Below are 13,445 nucleotides of genomic sequence, written 5' to 3' on the forward strand. Positions count from 1 at the left end.
GAAATAATAGCGCCTCAAACCGCTATTATTCAGGCAAACGACGTTGTTGCTCAGTGCTGGCGGCAGGTTGGGGAGCCGATGCGGCCGGCGCTTGATTCACGTCGACGGATTGCACTTCCTTACGGGCAGGCTTCGTCTCTTCTTCATCTCCCATAATATCACGCGCGCCCGCCTTGAATTCACGCAGCGTACGCCCGAATGCTCGTCCGAGCTCCGGCAGTTTATTTGGTCCGAACAACAACAATGCAATGATCAAAAGCAACAGAACACCTGATACTCCAATACCATTTAACACAGCGTATTCTCCCTTCGTCGCATTAGTGTAGAGCACGTGTTCAAAAAGGACGTTTTTCAGCTTTTTGAACAACCTCTAAAAGCTTCCTGTGATCTACATCATATCATACCTGTTATCCGTAAAATACCAAGAACTGTAACAATATTTTGAAGATATGATCATTATTCGTGATCGCCATAGTTGCCACTTACAATTTCCAGTGCATGCGGCAATTGATCCATGATAGCCATCATATTGTCGTGAACACCCTTGGGGCTGCCCGGCAAATTAATAATCAACGTGTTGCCGCGAATACCGCATACTGAGCGTGACAACATGGCCCGGCGCGTCTTCTGCATCGATGCAAGCCGCATCGCTTCAGCGAGTCCCGGAACTTCCCGCTCCACGACCTTTAACGTTGCTTCTGGGGTCACATCCCGTGGCGCCAGCCCCGTTCCCCCCGTCGTAATGATCAGGTCCGCTCGAAAGTAATCGGCCATCTCAATGAGCGAAGCCGAAATATCATTCATCTCGTCAGGTACAATACGGTATTCGACAATTTCTCCATGAAGCTCTTCTTCTACCAGCTCGCGAATGACCTGCGCACTCGTATCCTCACGTTCCCCACGCGATCCTTTGTCACTTGCTGTTAGAATCGCCACTTTCCAGCGCATGCCCGTTCCTCCTTCCACGAATTCCCCTTTTCGGGTTGTCCTTAATCGATTCTATGTATTACTTTATGTTAAGCATGATTCGCTCGATAATCTCCATTTTTGCCGCCGCTCTTCGTTATGAGCATCGTCGGACCTATCACCATATCTTTTTGCATCGCTTTGCACATGTCATACACCGTGAGTGCGGTTGCGGATACAGCCGTCAGCGCTTCCATTTCCACTCCGGTCTTGCCTGACGTCTTCACTTCAGCTTCAATCGTTAACGTATCAACGCCATTATCCGTGAAAGAGATATTCACCCCCGTCAGCAGTAAAGGATGGCACATCGGAATCCACTGCGACGTATTTTTAGCCGCCATAATTCCGGCCACCTGCGCAACGGCCAACACATCCCCTTTGCTTATCTGTCCAGCCTTGATACGCTGCAGCGTATCCGGATGCATCGCAACCTCTGTGCGGGCAACCGCCTTCCGCGCGGTGCTGTCCTTATCTGACACATCCACCATCTTGGCGCGTCCCTCTTCATTAAAATGGGTTAATTGATCCATGTTCGTGTTCCTTCCTGAAATTCCTGCTCTATATGCAAAAAATAACGTCGGCTTCCGTAAACAAACACTCGACCGTAATATCGTGGGGTTCCATCGGTACTCTTTCAGTTACTTGCCAAGCGTAAAGACAGCTTATTCGCATCGGCAACAGTATGTCTGATGCAGGTTTCCCTTCGTCCTCGGAGACCAAGGATAACCGACGCACGTTAATCAATTCATTCCAAAAGCGGTCGTAATAGCCGGCGCCCAGCCCCATACGGCCTCCTTGACGGTCAAAGGCAATGCCCGGAACGACAATGACATCAAGCTGCGGCCAGTCCGCAACCGGCAGCTGTTCCGTCTCTTGCACCGGCTCCTGCAGCCCGAAACATCCGGTAGTAAACTGCGTCCGATCATCCCACCGATGCAGCGTCATGGAATGATCGGCGGCTTCCGTCCGAGGAATATATATTACATCTCCCGCCGCACGGCATGCATAAAGCAATTGTGTAATATCCAGTTCCTTGCCAAAAGGGAGATAGGCGAAAACTCGCAACGGACGGCCGCGTTGTTCGCGCAGCTCCGCAACGTGCGCAGCAGCTCTGCGGCAGGCTGCCAAGCTGGCTGACCGATATTGTTCATCGGTGACATTACGTCGTCTCTGCTTGAAGCGCTGCCGTATTTGTCGTTTCAACTCAACTACCGACATAGGAAATCCCCCCTTCACGTTAACCCCTAATGAGAGATTGCTCCATTCTTCCATCTATGTACAATTACACTGATTTTCATTGTTTTTCACGATTTTCAACCTTAGTTTACCATCCTTATTCCATTTCCGCCACCATTCCCGCTTTTTCTTCCTCTCCAAGCAGCTCTCGCATAGGTTATACTGTTGTTCCTAAAGAAAGGCTTATCGCACTTTTCCACTTTTTTTAGTACACTTAAGGAGGTTGTTTAAAAACCCCTTTGAAATTACGACGTATACCTTAAGGCAAATTCGACATTTTTCTTTTACTTGCCTCATTTTTTTACTGGGGACTTTTCTAATCATACTTTAACCTTAACTTGTCCAAAACGGAGGAGATATAAAGTGCTGCTTCAAGTGAACGGCATGAGCAAAAATTACGGGATTACCCCCGTATTAACGAACATTACGATGCAAATTCTTGAACGGGAGCGCATCGGCCTGGTAGGTGTTAACGGCGCCGGAAAGTCTACGCTTCTTCAGTTGATCGCTGGCGAAATGACGCCAGACGGCGGTACCATTTTTAAGTCCAAAGAAACGCGCATCGGTTATCTTGCGCAAAATAGCGGCCTGCAATCCGAGCGTTCGATATGGAACGAGATGATGCATGTCTTCGAGCATTTAATGGAAGCTGAACAAGAGCTTAGAGCCTTGGAGCATCAGATTGCAGATCCGAAGCTGGCTGAAGATGAGGCTAAGTACGAGGACACGCTGCACCGTTATGCGGAGCGTTCAGAATGGTTCCGCCAGCAAGGCGGATACGAGATGGAAACACGAGTCCGCAGCGTGCTGCATGGAATGGGCTTCAGCCAAATGGATCCGTCCACTCCTATTCATACGTTGAGCGGAGGCCAGAAGACGAGACTGGCGCTGGCGCGTATTTTGCTGCAACAGCCTGACCTCCTGCTGCTTGACGAGCCCACGAACCATCTGGATATTCATACACTCACCTGGCTTGAGTCGTATTTACGTTCCTATCCTGGTGCGGTTCTGGTTGTTTCCCATGACCGCTATTTTCTGGACGCGATGGTGACGACAATTATTGAGATCGAGCGCCACCAAGCGAAGCGCTACACCGGCAATTACACGAAGTATATGGAATTGAAGGCGGCCGAATATGAGCAGCAATTAAAAATGTATGAGAAGCAGCAGGATGAGATCGCGCGTATGGAGGATTTCGTGCAACGCAATCTTGTCCGGGCATCGACGACCAAGCGTGCTCAAAGCCGCCGCAAAGCGCTGGACCGGATGGAGCGCCTCGACAAACCTCTTGGTGATTTGAAAAAGGCTAATTTCCGTTTCGAGATTAGCCGCCCAAGCGGCAAAGACGTGCTTTACGTCCAGGATGCGGCTGTCGGCTATGAGAATCACCCGCCACTCTTTCAGCATGCAAGCTTTGAGTTAAAGCGCGGAGAGATGGTCGCATTAATCGGACCGAACGGGATCGGTAAATCAACACTTCTGAAGACGTTGATTGGAAAGCATCCCTTGCAAGCAGGACAGTTCCATTGGGGCACGAACGTCTCGATCGGTTACTATGACCAGGAGCAGACTACGCTCAATAACAGCAATACCGTGCTGGAGGAAGTATGGAGCGCTTATCCTTACCTTGAAGAAGTGCGGATTCGAACCGTACTGGGCAGCTTCCTGTTCAGCGGTGAAGATGTGCTGAAGAAGATTGCTTCCTTGAGCGGTGGAGAGAAAGCCCGGGTCGCTTTAGCTAAACTAATGCTCGAGCAAGCCAATATGCTCATACTGGACGAGCCTACGAACCATTTGGACTTGTTCAGCAAGGAGGTATTAGAGTCCGCGCTAGTGGATTATGAAGGAACCGTGCTGTTCATTTCTCATGACCGCTACTTCTTGAACAAAATGGCAGAACGCATAGTGGAATTGAGTACGTCGGGAACCTGTCATTTCCTGGGAAATTATGACGATTATCAAGTAAAAAAGCAGGAGTTAGCTGAAGATGAAGCGATACGCGCTTCCTTGCAGACGACCGGAAGCACGGGCAAACCCTCGACGTTTCAAAGCGGAAAAGCAGCGGATGATGCGGATGATGCCAAGAGCGGAGCCGCGGCATTTGAAGCGGACAAGCTGGCCAAGCGCGAAGAACGCGCGCGGCAGCGGAAGCTGGAGCTATTGGAGCAGCAGATTGCGGAGCTTGAAGCGGAAATCTCGGAACGAGAACTGGAGCTTGCCGAGCCAGATGTGTACAACGACTATGTGCGTGTTCAATCCATACAAGAGCAGCTGGACGCGAACAAAGCCGCGCTGAACGCCGTGTATGCGGAATGGGAGCAACTGATGGAAGAATAGACACAAGTCTGGCTGATGGGAGGGACAGTTCTACACTGTCTCTCCTCTATTGATTTTCTGCAATGAAACACCAACTTATATCTCATGACGATAGGTTTCAATGGAAATCATCCAGTGGTTTGGCTTGCTTTCCGCAGCAGTCGCTGAAAAGCAGCCCGATCCACTGGAAAAAATACCGTCTAAATGACTTTTGGCCGCCACAACGCCCCATTCCACTGCATATTTTCCAATGCGATTACATCACTACCATGTCAAACAAATCAGTCCCATTTTGCACCACTTTAGCACTGTCTTGTATTTTTCCCATAGCTTAGGACCTCCAAATATCTCACTTCTGACATTACACCTTATTAACAAAATGACATCGTTATCTTCCCTACCCCGGCAGCCGAGGACACCTCCGCTAAGGCTCCATTGACCAAAGTCAATTGCGGGGGAACATGACCAATGTCGACATCATAGATGACAGGAATCTGTAAATCATCGAAGATGTGGTGCAGCGCATCCTGCAGTTCGAAATTTTGGGTTGGCGCGTAACCATTTGGTCTCCCAAAAAGAAAACCGTTCGTGTTTTCGAACCACCCGCATTGCTTCATCTGCCATAAACGCCTGTATATATCGGCCGCACTCATTTCACTGCTTTCCATATACCATATGATCCCGTCATGTTCGCAATACTTTTGGGAGAACTCTTTTATTGGCGCAAAAGGTGTGCCGACAAGGTTAGATAAGGTATCCAGACAACCGCCCATCAGTCTCCCTGCAAAACGAAGCCCGCAAGCTGAATCCTCTTCCTGGCCAAGCGTTTTCCACCTTGTCGGGGTATCCAACTGATATCCGGGAATGGAAAAGTCCCAGGAAGACTGAAAGAAAGCCGAGGAGGACTGAACAACGGTTTGGTTATGTTCCGTGTTCAAAACGTCCTCCCAACGGGCAGTAGTCTCATCCCAATTGCCGGAACCGAGCTCGATATAATTCACTCCATGCGCCGTAGCGCATCCTGTTCGCAACGTATAGGCGAAGTTGAACGTGCTGATATCCGAGTATCCCAAAATCCATTTAGGCTGTTGATTTTTCAATGAATCCCAATCCAAGAGAGGCAATATTTCCATAAGGAATTCCCCACCCCAAGGCGGAATAACAGCGTTCACTTTCTCATCTGACAGAACGGCTTGAAGTTCGCGCGCCCTTTGCTCCTTGCCAGAACTAACGCATTTATCATTCGTCCAAATCGTATTTCCTTCGATGACCTCGTACCCCAAATCCTTGAACGCCAGTTTTGATCGTGTCAGTAAATGATGCAAGTGTTCTTCAACCCCGCTGGAAGGGGCGGTAATGGCAATGCAATCTCCTTTTCTTAGCGGTGCTGGATATTTGATTGTGTCGGACAAGATTTCTCCTCCTTTGATGGGAATGACGCATGCTGATTTTCATGCTTGCTTCTGACGAAAAATATATGTTCATGAAAGTCACAGGTTATGCACAAAATCGCCCCATGCAAATGAGAACTTTTTTGCAATCCAACCTCGTTTTTTTATTGGTGCACCAGTATTTATTTATTGTAAACCAACATTATCCACCGATTTATCCACATTATCCACAGGGAAACCACTTTTGTGTGCAAAAGCTATCCCCTTTTTCATGGCAAATAGAACTTAAGTCCTGAAAGGCTGTAAGCGTTATATCCACATTTTCAACAGGATATGTGGATAACTTTGTCCACACTGGCTTAGGATATCTCTTTGGCATGCGCTTGAACAGCTGCTGGAACGGCTTCGATCTCACTATCCCCGCTGTTCTCTTGGGCGCGAAGCGCTTGATTGCATGCCGCAATATAGGCTTGCGCAGCAGCCAGCACAATATCTTGATTCATGGCGCTTCCTTGATACGTATGCTCGTGCAGGGACACCGTGACGACGGCCTCACCCGACGCTTCTTCTCCAGAAGACAGGGAATGCAGCTCCAAGTCTTCAAATTGGACCGGTGCCTGCACAGATTGCGCGATTGCCCGAATGACTGCTTCAATTGGCCCGCTGCCAACTCCCGCATAAGTAGATTCCAGCCCTGTCGCTTGATCCTTGACCGTAACGGAAGCGACACGAGCGCGAGAACTGCCCGCGATCACCTGCACATCGAGCAATTGAATGGGCTCCAGTTGCTGATGCAGCGTCTCCCCGATGCATTGCAGCAATTGATCGTCCGTGACGACCTTTTGCTTATCTGCTATTTCCTTAAAGCGATCGTATACCTCATCCAATTCTATCGTGTCCAACTGCACTCCATATTGAGCAGCACGATGCTTCAACGCATGTCGGCCTGAATGCTTGCCGAGAATGATCATATGATGCGGAATGCCAAGCTTCACCGGATCCATAATTTCATAGGTGCTGCGATGCTTCAGCAATCCATCTTGGTGAATGCCTGATTCGTGCTGGAAGGCGTTGCGTCCGACGACAGGCTTATTGAAGGCAATTGGAAAATGCATCATACGGCTGACCATGCGCGACGTCTCATACAAGTACTCGGGCCGGATTTGCGTGTCGGCTTGCAAAGCTTCGCCTCTTGTGTCGAGCGCCATGATGAGCTCCTCCAGCGCGCAATTCCCCGTGCGTTCTCCGACCCCGTTCACAGTCACTTCGATCTGCGTGGCGCCCGCCTGGATTGCGGCAAGGCTGTTTGCCACGGCCAGGCCCAAGTCATTATGGCAGTGCGCGCTGAAGGTTACATGCTCCGCTCCGCGTGCTCCTTGACGCACCTTCCGGAATAAGGCCCCGTATTCTTCAGGCAGCGCGTAACCGACCGTATCGGGGAGATTGATGATGGTCGCCCCTTCTTCAATGGCCGCCTCCACCATTTCGACGACGTAATCCACATCCGCGCGCGTCGCATCCATGGCCGTAAATTCGATCCGATCGACGAATTGCTTTGCGTAAGCGACCGTTTCCCGCGCCATCTGCTTTACCTCTGCCCGTGATTTGCGCAGTTGGTGCTTCAGATGGATATCCGAGGCGGAGACGAAGACATGGATGCGGCGAGAGGCGGCATCCGCTGTTGCGCGCACTGCCGCATCAATATCGCCGCGCACCGCCCGTGCAAAGCCGCAGATTTCCACCTCCGGCAGCATGCGCGAGATACGCTGCACCGCTTCGAACTCGCCTGGACTGGATACCGGGAAGCCCGGCTCCATAACATCTACTCCAAGCCGTGCCAGTTGAGACGCCAGCGTCAGCTTCTGATCCAGTGTCAAAGCAGCGCCAGGCGCTTGCTCTCCGTCGCGAAGTGTTGTATCGAATATGTGGATTCTCTTCCCGTTCATGCTATGAAAGTGATGTTCATTATTCATTGTATTCATCCTCCAGTATCCATTAATTATCGATTTACACACACGCTTCCATTTCCACAAAAAAAATCCTGTCGTCTCTAAAATATAGAGACGACAGGATGCTGCCGCGGTACCACTCCAATTGAGGCGATGGCGAACGTAAACGTAACGTTGCCATGCTTCCGCTTGATCCTTGTAACGGGAGGGACCGTAGCGGCCTAACACTTCGCTGTAGCTCGAAATCGATCGACCATACAGCTTCGCATTCAGCAGCTCCACTTCCAGGCGAGTTCAGACCGTTCCGCCGCTGCGTCGCACCATCCCGCAGCTCTCTGACAAGGCGTCTATTGTCTTACTACTCCTGTTCATCGTGTTATCTTATTCATGTCTATAGGTTCGTTCCAAATGATGTCTTAATTTCAAGTTATGTTTCTGAAAATAAAAAAAACCCGTCGTCTCGATTAGAGACGACAGGTGTTCTGCCGTGGTACCACTCTACTTGATGGGCCTTCATCTTCGCGAAAGATGAAGCAGCCATCCGCTTCATACGCACAACGTCGGGCCTATGTCCGGACATTCGTCGCTATGCGCGCCCGATGACGGGGGCTCCGTAATGGCGTACTTCATAGTCGATTCCGCCATTCCGCTCGCAGGCGAGTTCAGGTCAACTGCCGCTGCGTCGCACCATCCCGCAGCTCTCTTAGACAAGTCTATACCTTACTACTCCTGGTCCTAGCGTTTCACCGATATTCCCATTCCATGGAAGGATTAGGTTATTATATTGTCCATTGCAAGCATAGTCAATACCTTTTGAACAAATAGTTGATCACTTAGCTATAAAAGTCGGAACTATATATGCTGTACTCAATCCTTCTCTGCGGACGAAGTAAGATCCGTTGAAAAACAATCCAGTAAAATGTACAACTTTTACTTATCGGTAGACCAGCCTTCTAGGGAGAACTGCGGTTCTGCTGTGAAATCAAGCGAAGTGAATTGTCCGCTCTTCCATTTCAAATAGGCGGCAGCGCCAATCATCGCCGCATTATCGGTGCAGTATTCGAACGGCGGTACGAGAAGCGGAACGCCTTCCGCCTTGCAGCGTTCACTTAAAGCCGCACGGAGACCGCGATTCGCCGCCACGCCGCCACAGAGCAACAGCTGCTTCACTTTGTACTCTTGTACGGCACGCATCGCTTTGCCCGTCAGCACGTCAATTACTGATTCCTGAAATCCGCGTGCTACCGCAGCATGAATCGACAGTTCACCGCGCATTTTCGCTTGATTCAACGCATTCAAGACCGCAGACTTCAAGCCGCTGAAGCTAAAGTCATAGGAATCCGGCTCCAGCCAAGCGCGCGGCAGCTCAGCAACATCGTCAGCCTCGCCAGCCAAGCGGTCGATATGCGGGCCGCCCGGATAAGGAAATCCGACGGCCCGTGCTACTTTATCATAGGCTTCGCCAACAGCGTCGTCTCTAGTCTTCCCAATTACGCGGAACTGCCCTTCGCTCTCGATATGGACAAGCTCTGTGTGTCCACCGGACACGACAAGCGCCATACAAGGGTATACCAATTGTTCCGTAAGTTGATTGGCATATATATGTCCTGCAATATGATGTGTGCCGATGAGCGGAATATCCAACGCCATAGCCAACGCCTTCGCGGCGACAATGCCGACGAGCAGCGAGCCTACAAGGCCTGGACCTTGTGTTACAGCAATCGCATCCACATCCGACATCCTAATGCCCGCTTCGTCAACCGCTTGTTCCAGCATGACCGTTATCGTCTCCACATGCTTGCGGGAGGCAATCTCCGGTACGACGCCGCCGAAGCGGCGGTGAACGTCGATTTGACTCGACACCATATTGGACAACACTTCGCGTCCGTCACGCACGATCGCTACCGACGTCTCGTCGCAGCTCGTTTCTATGGCCAGAATAATGCATGATTTCGATGGTGCAGAACTACAATTTATCAATAAATTCACCTGCTTTAGTCATTCGACGCTATTGAAAGAAGATGGAACTTTCACCGCCAACATCTATGCCAAATCCGTCCACATAATCAACGCGTCTTCTTGATTGTCTGAATAGTAACCTTTTCGAATCCCGCAGCCTGTAAATCCGAACTTGGCGTATAGCTGCTGTGCCACTTGATTGGATACACGAACTTCCAAGGTCATCTTCTGCATTTGAAGCGCCATGGCGCGCACCACCAGCTCTAAGAGCAGACGCTCGCCCAGTCCATGACCCCGAAATTCGGGAAGAACGGCAATATTCGTAATGTGCGCCTCATCAAGAACCGTCCACATACCGGCATAACCGATAATACGTTCCTCGAAAATCATGACGACATATTTAGCAAAATGATTTTGCGTCAGCTCGTTGCGAAAGGCATCTGGTGTCCACGGCATCGTAAAAGAGGCATGCTCCACCGTCATGACGCCGGGAATGTCCTCAATAACCATCCAACGAAAGTCGACGGGAACCTCTTCTCTGCCACCACGACGCTTATCTCCCGTTGCACCTTGCTTATCGGTATCCATTGGTCCTTCAGACGCGGCTTGCTCATCTCTCCGTTCAGCTTGTCCCATCCGGATCGCGCTCCTTTTACGGTTACTTGTTCGCCCTCGCGGCAGCTTGTTCCTTGGCTAGCAGCTTCGCTTCCGCTTCTGCCAATTGCGTGTAATTCGGCTCGATTCGGTGTGTGTCTGTCCGTTCGCCGCTGCGCCATGCCTGCAGCCCCAATCTGCCGATCCAATGCGACTTCATCGTGCAAGACACCGCTTGAATTCTTTCGCCGAATTGTGCCTGCAGCGCCTTGATCGCCTCTCGCTGCGGATCTACCTCACCTACAAACCATACACGCTTCACGGAATGAGCCAACTTGGTACCCTGCTCACCGACGCTCTCCCGCAAAGCTTGCTCGGTCTCTTCTGCGAGTTGACTGAACAGACGGATACCGTCCTCCTGCTCACGCTGTACATAAGGACATCCGTCCTCTGTTGCCATGTCTCTTGCGGCAAAGCGAGCCGTGTAGACCTGTCCCCGTCGTGCATCCATTAACGGAAATATCCAGTCGCCTGTCATTCCTTGCCCCGCACATTGCAGCGGCCGTTCCTCACAGCACAGCTCCACCCCGCTCAAAGCGAGCGCATGGAGGCTGGATACCCCTATCACCGGCTTACGCCACGCCCAAGCCATCGTCTTGGCCGCCGTTACAGCAATGCGAACGCCCGTATACGATCCAGGCCCCACACCAACCGTGACCAGATCCACTTCGCTCCCAGTCCAGCCTTGCTCCTTCATCATGGATTGAATGGCAGGCACGAGCATAATGGAATGGTTGCGCTCCGCTTGCGATTCATGCTCACAGACGACTTGCTCTTGTCTAAGCAGCGCGCCGGTCATCATAGCCGTAGCTGTGTCCAGAGCCAGTACCTGTTCGTTGTGAATGCCTTGTTGTTCCGCCATGATTATACTCCCATCCGTTTAAGTTCGTTCACCCACGTCACATATGGTTCGCCGTAGGCTGTCAGCCGAATAATGCGCTCGTGTTCGCCGTCCGCCTGAATGAATAAGTGAAGATACTTCGGGGGCAAGATCGGCGTAATAATGCTGGACCACTCCACAAGCGATACCCCATCACCGTAAAAATAATCGTCCAGCCCCAGTTCATCCGCTTCCGCCATCGATATTCGATATACATCCATATGATATAAAGGCAATTCAACGCCTTCGTATTCTTTAATGATGGTGAACGTCGGACTATTCACAATTTCCGTAATGCCCAGCGCCTTGGCAACCGCCTGTGAGAAACGGGTCTTGCCCGCTCCTAAATCGCCATCAAGCCCAATAACCGTACCCGGTTGAAATCGTGCGGCAAGCCGTTCGGCTAACCGCTCCGTATCCGCTTCACTCGTGGATCGGAAGGCAAATTCCGCTGATTGATTCATAATTCCCTCCATACAAAGCCACATCAAAATCTATGAGTCGCATCCTCTAGTAACTGATTCATTATTATATCACAAATCCTAAGCTGCCAACCGCTTTGTCCCTAAGCTTCCACATCATTCACATCACAAAAAATGACGCCTGCAAGCTGCAGACGCCATCATGCGGTTCAATCATTCACTTTTTCTTCTCTTCCACCAGACGTCCCACGGATACAGTATGGGTATTGGTCGGATTCGTTCCTACTTGAACCGTTGCCATCTCGTTCGCTTCGTCCACACTCTCTATCCAGACGGGATGCTCGTCATCCAAGCGGACAGGCACTGTATCCGTCATCTCGATAATTTGCTTCGCACGACTGACATGCATCGTTATCTTCCTCCTTACGGTGTCGCTGTTAACGTGACTCAAAGCTGCCTTTTTCATGCATGGGTAGATCCGAGAAATCGGTCGCATACTGAGAAGAAAGCAGAGTAATGCACGTAAAAACACGCAATATCACGGAAGAAGGCAAGTACCAGACCCAGTGAAACAACAAAGGAGGGACCGTCATGCATACAGTATGGAAAGGCGCCATAAGCTTCGGGCTTGTTCACGTCCCCGTCAAAATGCATACCGCCACTGAAGACAAAGACATCTCAATGCGCATGATTCACAAAGAATGCGGAAGCCCGCTGTCCTACGTTCGCAGCTGCCCCGTCTGTGACAAAGAAGTCGCTTGGGATGAGATCATAAAAGGATATGAATATGAGAAGGGCAAGTTTGTTCTGTTCGACAAGGACGAGTTGGAGCAGTTGCAGGAAGATGCGAACCGGGCCATTACCATTTTGGATTTCGTCGATTTAAAGGAGATCGATCCCGTTTATTTCCAGAAAACGTACTATTTGTCCCCTGATCAAGCCGGTTCGAATGCGTACCAGCTACTGCGGGAAGCGTTGAAAGAGACCGCCAAGATTGGCATCGCCAAAGTAACGATTCGTGCCAAGAGCAGTCTGGCGGCGATTCGGGTCATCGACAACTGCCTTGTCATGGAGACCATGTTCTATCCAGACGAGATCCGTGCCTTATCTCAGGTTCCGAACGTCCCTGAGCATGTGGAGGTGAATCCAAAGGAGCTCGACATGGCCAAGCTGCTGATTAGCCAATTATCGACCGAATTTGAACCTGAAAAATATACGGATGAATATCGGGCACGGCTATTGGATCAAATACAGCGGAAGATTGCTGGACAAGAAGTGAGCGCCGCGCCGTCCGTGCAGCCTGCGGACAACATCGTCGACTTGATGGCCGCCTTGCAGGCGAGCATCAATGCGATGAAGCAGCCGCTCGGCACCGATCCGGGCACTGGGCGTGCAGTGGCAACCGCCTCGGACACCGGTGCGGGGGCGGCACCTGCGCCGGCGTCGCGCAAGCCGCGGAAGAAGGCCACAGCCGACCCGTCCGCAGCGGCAGGCGAGGCGAAGGAAGCGGCGCCAACGACGCGCCGGCGGACTTCCCGCAAGGCGGCGGCAGAGCTTCCAGGGGCAGCGACTGGCACAGCGCCGGTGGAAGCAGAGCTGGAAGCGAAGCCAGCCGCTCGCCGCTCGCGGCGCAAGACCACGAAGAAGCAAGCGGATGAAGCGGCACAGTAGG

Annotated in this window: 13 protein-coding genes and 2 other annotated features; of the genes, 2 read left to right on the forward strand and 11 right to left on the reverse strand. The window is 51.2% G+C overall.

The window, feature by feature from the left end; genetic code table 11:
* Positions 1-25 precede the first annotated feature (25 nt).
* From A372_RS0119710 to A372_RS0119725, 4 genes are all read right to left on the reverse strand, one after another.
* Positions 26-295, reverse strand: a complete 270-nt coding sequence (locus A372_RS0119710) for a twin-arginine translocase TatA/TatE family subunit (protein WP_026011179.1) — start codon at positions 293-295, stop codon at positions 26-28.
* Between the two features lie 161 nt (positions 296-456).
* Complete coding sequence (locus A372_RS0119715) at positions 457-948, reverse strand: MogA/MoaB family molybdenum cofactor biosynthesis protein (RefSeq protein ID WP_019422618.1); 492 nt, start codon at positions 946-948, stop codon at positions 457-459.
* Between the two features lie 68 nt (positions 949-1,016).
* Positions 1,017-1,496: a cyclic pyranopterin monophosphate synthase MoaC gene (gene moaC / locus A372_RS0119720; protein ID WP_019422619.1), complete on the reverse strand. Its 480-nt coding sequence runs from the start codon at positions 1,494-1,496 to the stop codon at positions 1,017-1,019.
* A 28-nt stretch (positions 1,497-1,524) separates the two neighbouring features.
* A complete protein-coding gene (locus A372_RS0119725) occupies positions 1,525-2,184 on the reverse strand; it encodes a 5-formyltetrahydrofolate cyclo-ligase (RefSeq protein ID WP_019422620.1) in 660 nt (219 codons plus the stop codon).
* A gap of 381 nt (positions 2,185-2,565) precedes the next feature.
* On the opposite strand from A372_RS0119725, the gene A372_RS0119730 reads away from it, so the two are divergent.
* Positions 2,566-4,539: an ABC-F family ATP-binding cassette domain-containing protein gene (locus A372_RS0119730; RefSeq protein WP_019422621.1), complete on the forward strand. Its 1,974-nt coding sequence runs from the start codon at positions 2,566-2,568 to the stop codon at positions 4,537-4,539.
* Positions 4,540-4,889: 350 nt separating this feature from the next.
* Here A372_RS0119730 and A372_RS0119735 read toward each other — a convergent pair whose 3' ends face one another.
* From A372_RS0119735 to A372_RS0119765, 7 genes are all read right to left on the reverse strand, one after another.
* Positions 4,890-5,930, reverse strand: a complete 1,041-nt coding sequence (locus A372_RS0119735) for a S66 family peptidase (RefSeq protein ID WP_019422622.1) — start codon at positions 5,928-5,930, stop codon at positions 4,890-4,892.
* A 338-nt stretch (positions 5,931-6,268) separates the two neighbouring features.
* Positions 6,269-7,882 carry a 2-isopropylmalate synthase gene (locus tag A372_RS0119740; RefSeq protein ID WP_019422623.1) on the reverse strand — a complete coding sequence of 538 codons (1,614 nt, stop codon included), beginning with the start codon at positions 7,880-7,882 and terminating at the stop codon, positions 6,269-6,271.
* An 83-nt stretch (positions 7,883-7,965) separates the two neighbouring features.
* Positions 7,966-8,239: a binding site (T-box leader), on the reverse strand.
* 82 nt (positions 8,240-8,321) lie between these two features.
* Positions 8,322-8,604: a binding site (T-box leader), on the reverse strand.
* A gap of 184 nt (positions 8,605-8,788) precedes the next feature.
* On the reverse strand, positions 8,789-9,838 hold the full coding sequence (gene tsaD, locus A372_RS0119745) for a tRNA (adenosine(37)-N6)-threonylcarbamoyltransferase complex transferase subunit TsaD (RefSeq protein ID WP_019422624.1): 1,050 nt from the start codon (positions 9,836-9,838) through the stop codon (positions 8,789-8,791).
* A 63-nt stretch (positions 9,839-9,901) separates the two neighbouring features.
* Complete coding sequence (gene rimI / locus A372_RS0119750) at positions 9,902-10,405, reverse strand: ribosomal protein S18-alanine N-acetyltransferase (RefSeq protein ID WP_051004521.1); 504 nt, start codon at positions 10,403-10,405, stop codon at positions 9,902-9,904.
* 70 nt (positions 10,406-10,475) lie between these two features.
* Positions 10,476-11,333, reverse strand: coding sequence for a tRNA (adenosine(37)-N6)-threonylcarbamoyltransferase complex dimerization subunit type 1 TsaB (tsaB, locus tag A372_RS0119755; RefSeq protein WP_019422626.1), 858 nt, complete (start codon positions 11,331-11,333; stop codon positions 10,476-10,478).
* Positions 11,334-11,335: 2 nt separating this feature from the next.
* Positions 11,336-11,815 carry a tRNA (adenosine(37)-N6)-threonylcarbamoyltransferase complex ATPase subunit type 1 TsaE gene (gene tsaE / locus A372_RS0119760; RefSeq protein WP_019422627.1) on the reverse strand — a complete coding sequence of 160 codons (480 nt, stop codon included), beginning with the start codon at positions 11,813-11,815 and terminating at the stop codon, positions 11,336-11,338.
* Positions 11,816-11,990: 175 nt separating this feature from the next.
* A complete protein-coding gene (locus A372_RS0119765; protein WP_019422628.1) occupies positions 11,991-12,182 on the reverse strand; it encodes an H-type small acid-soluble spore protein in 192 nt (63 codons plus the stop codon).
* A gap of 182 nt (positions 12,183-12,364) precedes the next feature.
* On the opposite strand from A372_RS0119765, the gene ku reads away from it, so the two are divergent.
* Positions 12,365-13,444 (forward strand): non-homologous end joining protein Ku, encoded by a 1,080-nt coding sequence (gene ku / locus A372_RS0119770; RefSeq protein ID WP_019422629.1) that lies wholly within the window; start codon positions 12,365-12,367, stop codon positions 13,442-13,444.
* The last annotated feature ends 1 nt before the right edge of the window (position 13,445 follow it).

This window comes from Paenibacillus sp. OSY-SE (genome assembly GCF_000283315.1).
Taxonomy (GTDB): Bacteria; Bacillota; Bacilli; order Paenibacillales; family Paenibacillaceae; genus Paenibacillus_B; species Paenibacillus_B profundus.

What these genes read in the sequence shown, in the direction of transcription:
- A372_RS0119715 (WP_019422618.1), bottom strand. Translation starts at nt 948, where the DNA reads ATGCGCTGGAAAGTGGCGATTCTAACAGCAAGTGACAAAGGATCGCGT.
- moaC (WP_019422619.1), bottom strand. Translation starts at nt 1,496, where the DNA reads ATGGATCAATTAACCCATTTTAATGAAGAGGGACGCGCCAAGATGGTG.
- A372_RS0119725 (WP_019422620.1), bottom strand. Translation starts at nt 2,184, where the DNA reads ATGTCGGTAGTTGAGTTGAAACGACAAATACGGCAGCGCTTCAAGCAG.
- A372_RS0119740 (WP_019422623.1), bottom strand. Translation starts at nt 7,882, where the DNA reads ATGAATAATGAACATCACTTTCATAGCATGAACGGGAAGAGAATCCAC.
- rimI (WP_051004521.1), bottom strand. Translation starts at nt 10,405, where the DNA reads ATGGATACCGATAAGCAAGGTGCAACGGGAGATAAGCGTCGTGGTGGC.
- tsaB (WP_019422626.1), bottom strand. Translation starts at nt 11,333, where the DNA reads ATGGCGGAACAACAAGGCATTCACAACGAACAGGTACTGGCTCTGGAC.
- tsaE (WP_019422627.1), bottom strand. Translation starts at nt 11,815, where the DNA reads ATGAATCAATCAGCGGAATTTGCCTTCCGATCCACGAGTGAAGCGGAT.
- A372_RS0119765 (WP_019422628.1), bottom strand. Translation starts at nt 12,182, where the DNA reads ATGCATGTCAGTCGTGCGAAGCAAATTATCGAGATGACGGATACAGTG.
- ku (WP_019422629.1), top strand. Translation starts at nt 12,365, where the DNA reads ATGCATACAGTATGGAAAGGCGCCATAAGCTTCGGGCTTGTTCACGTC.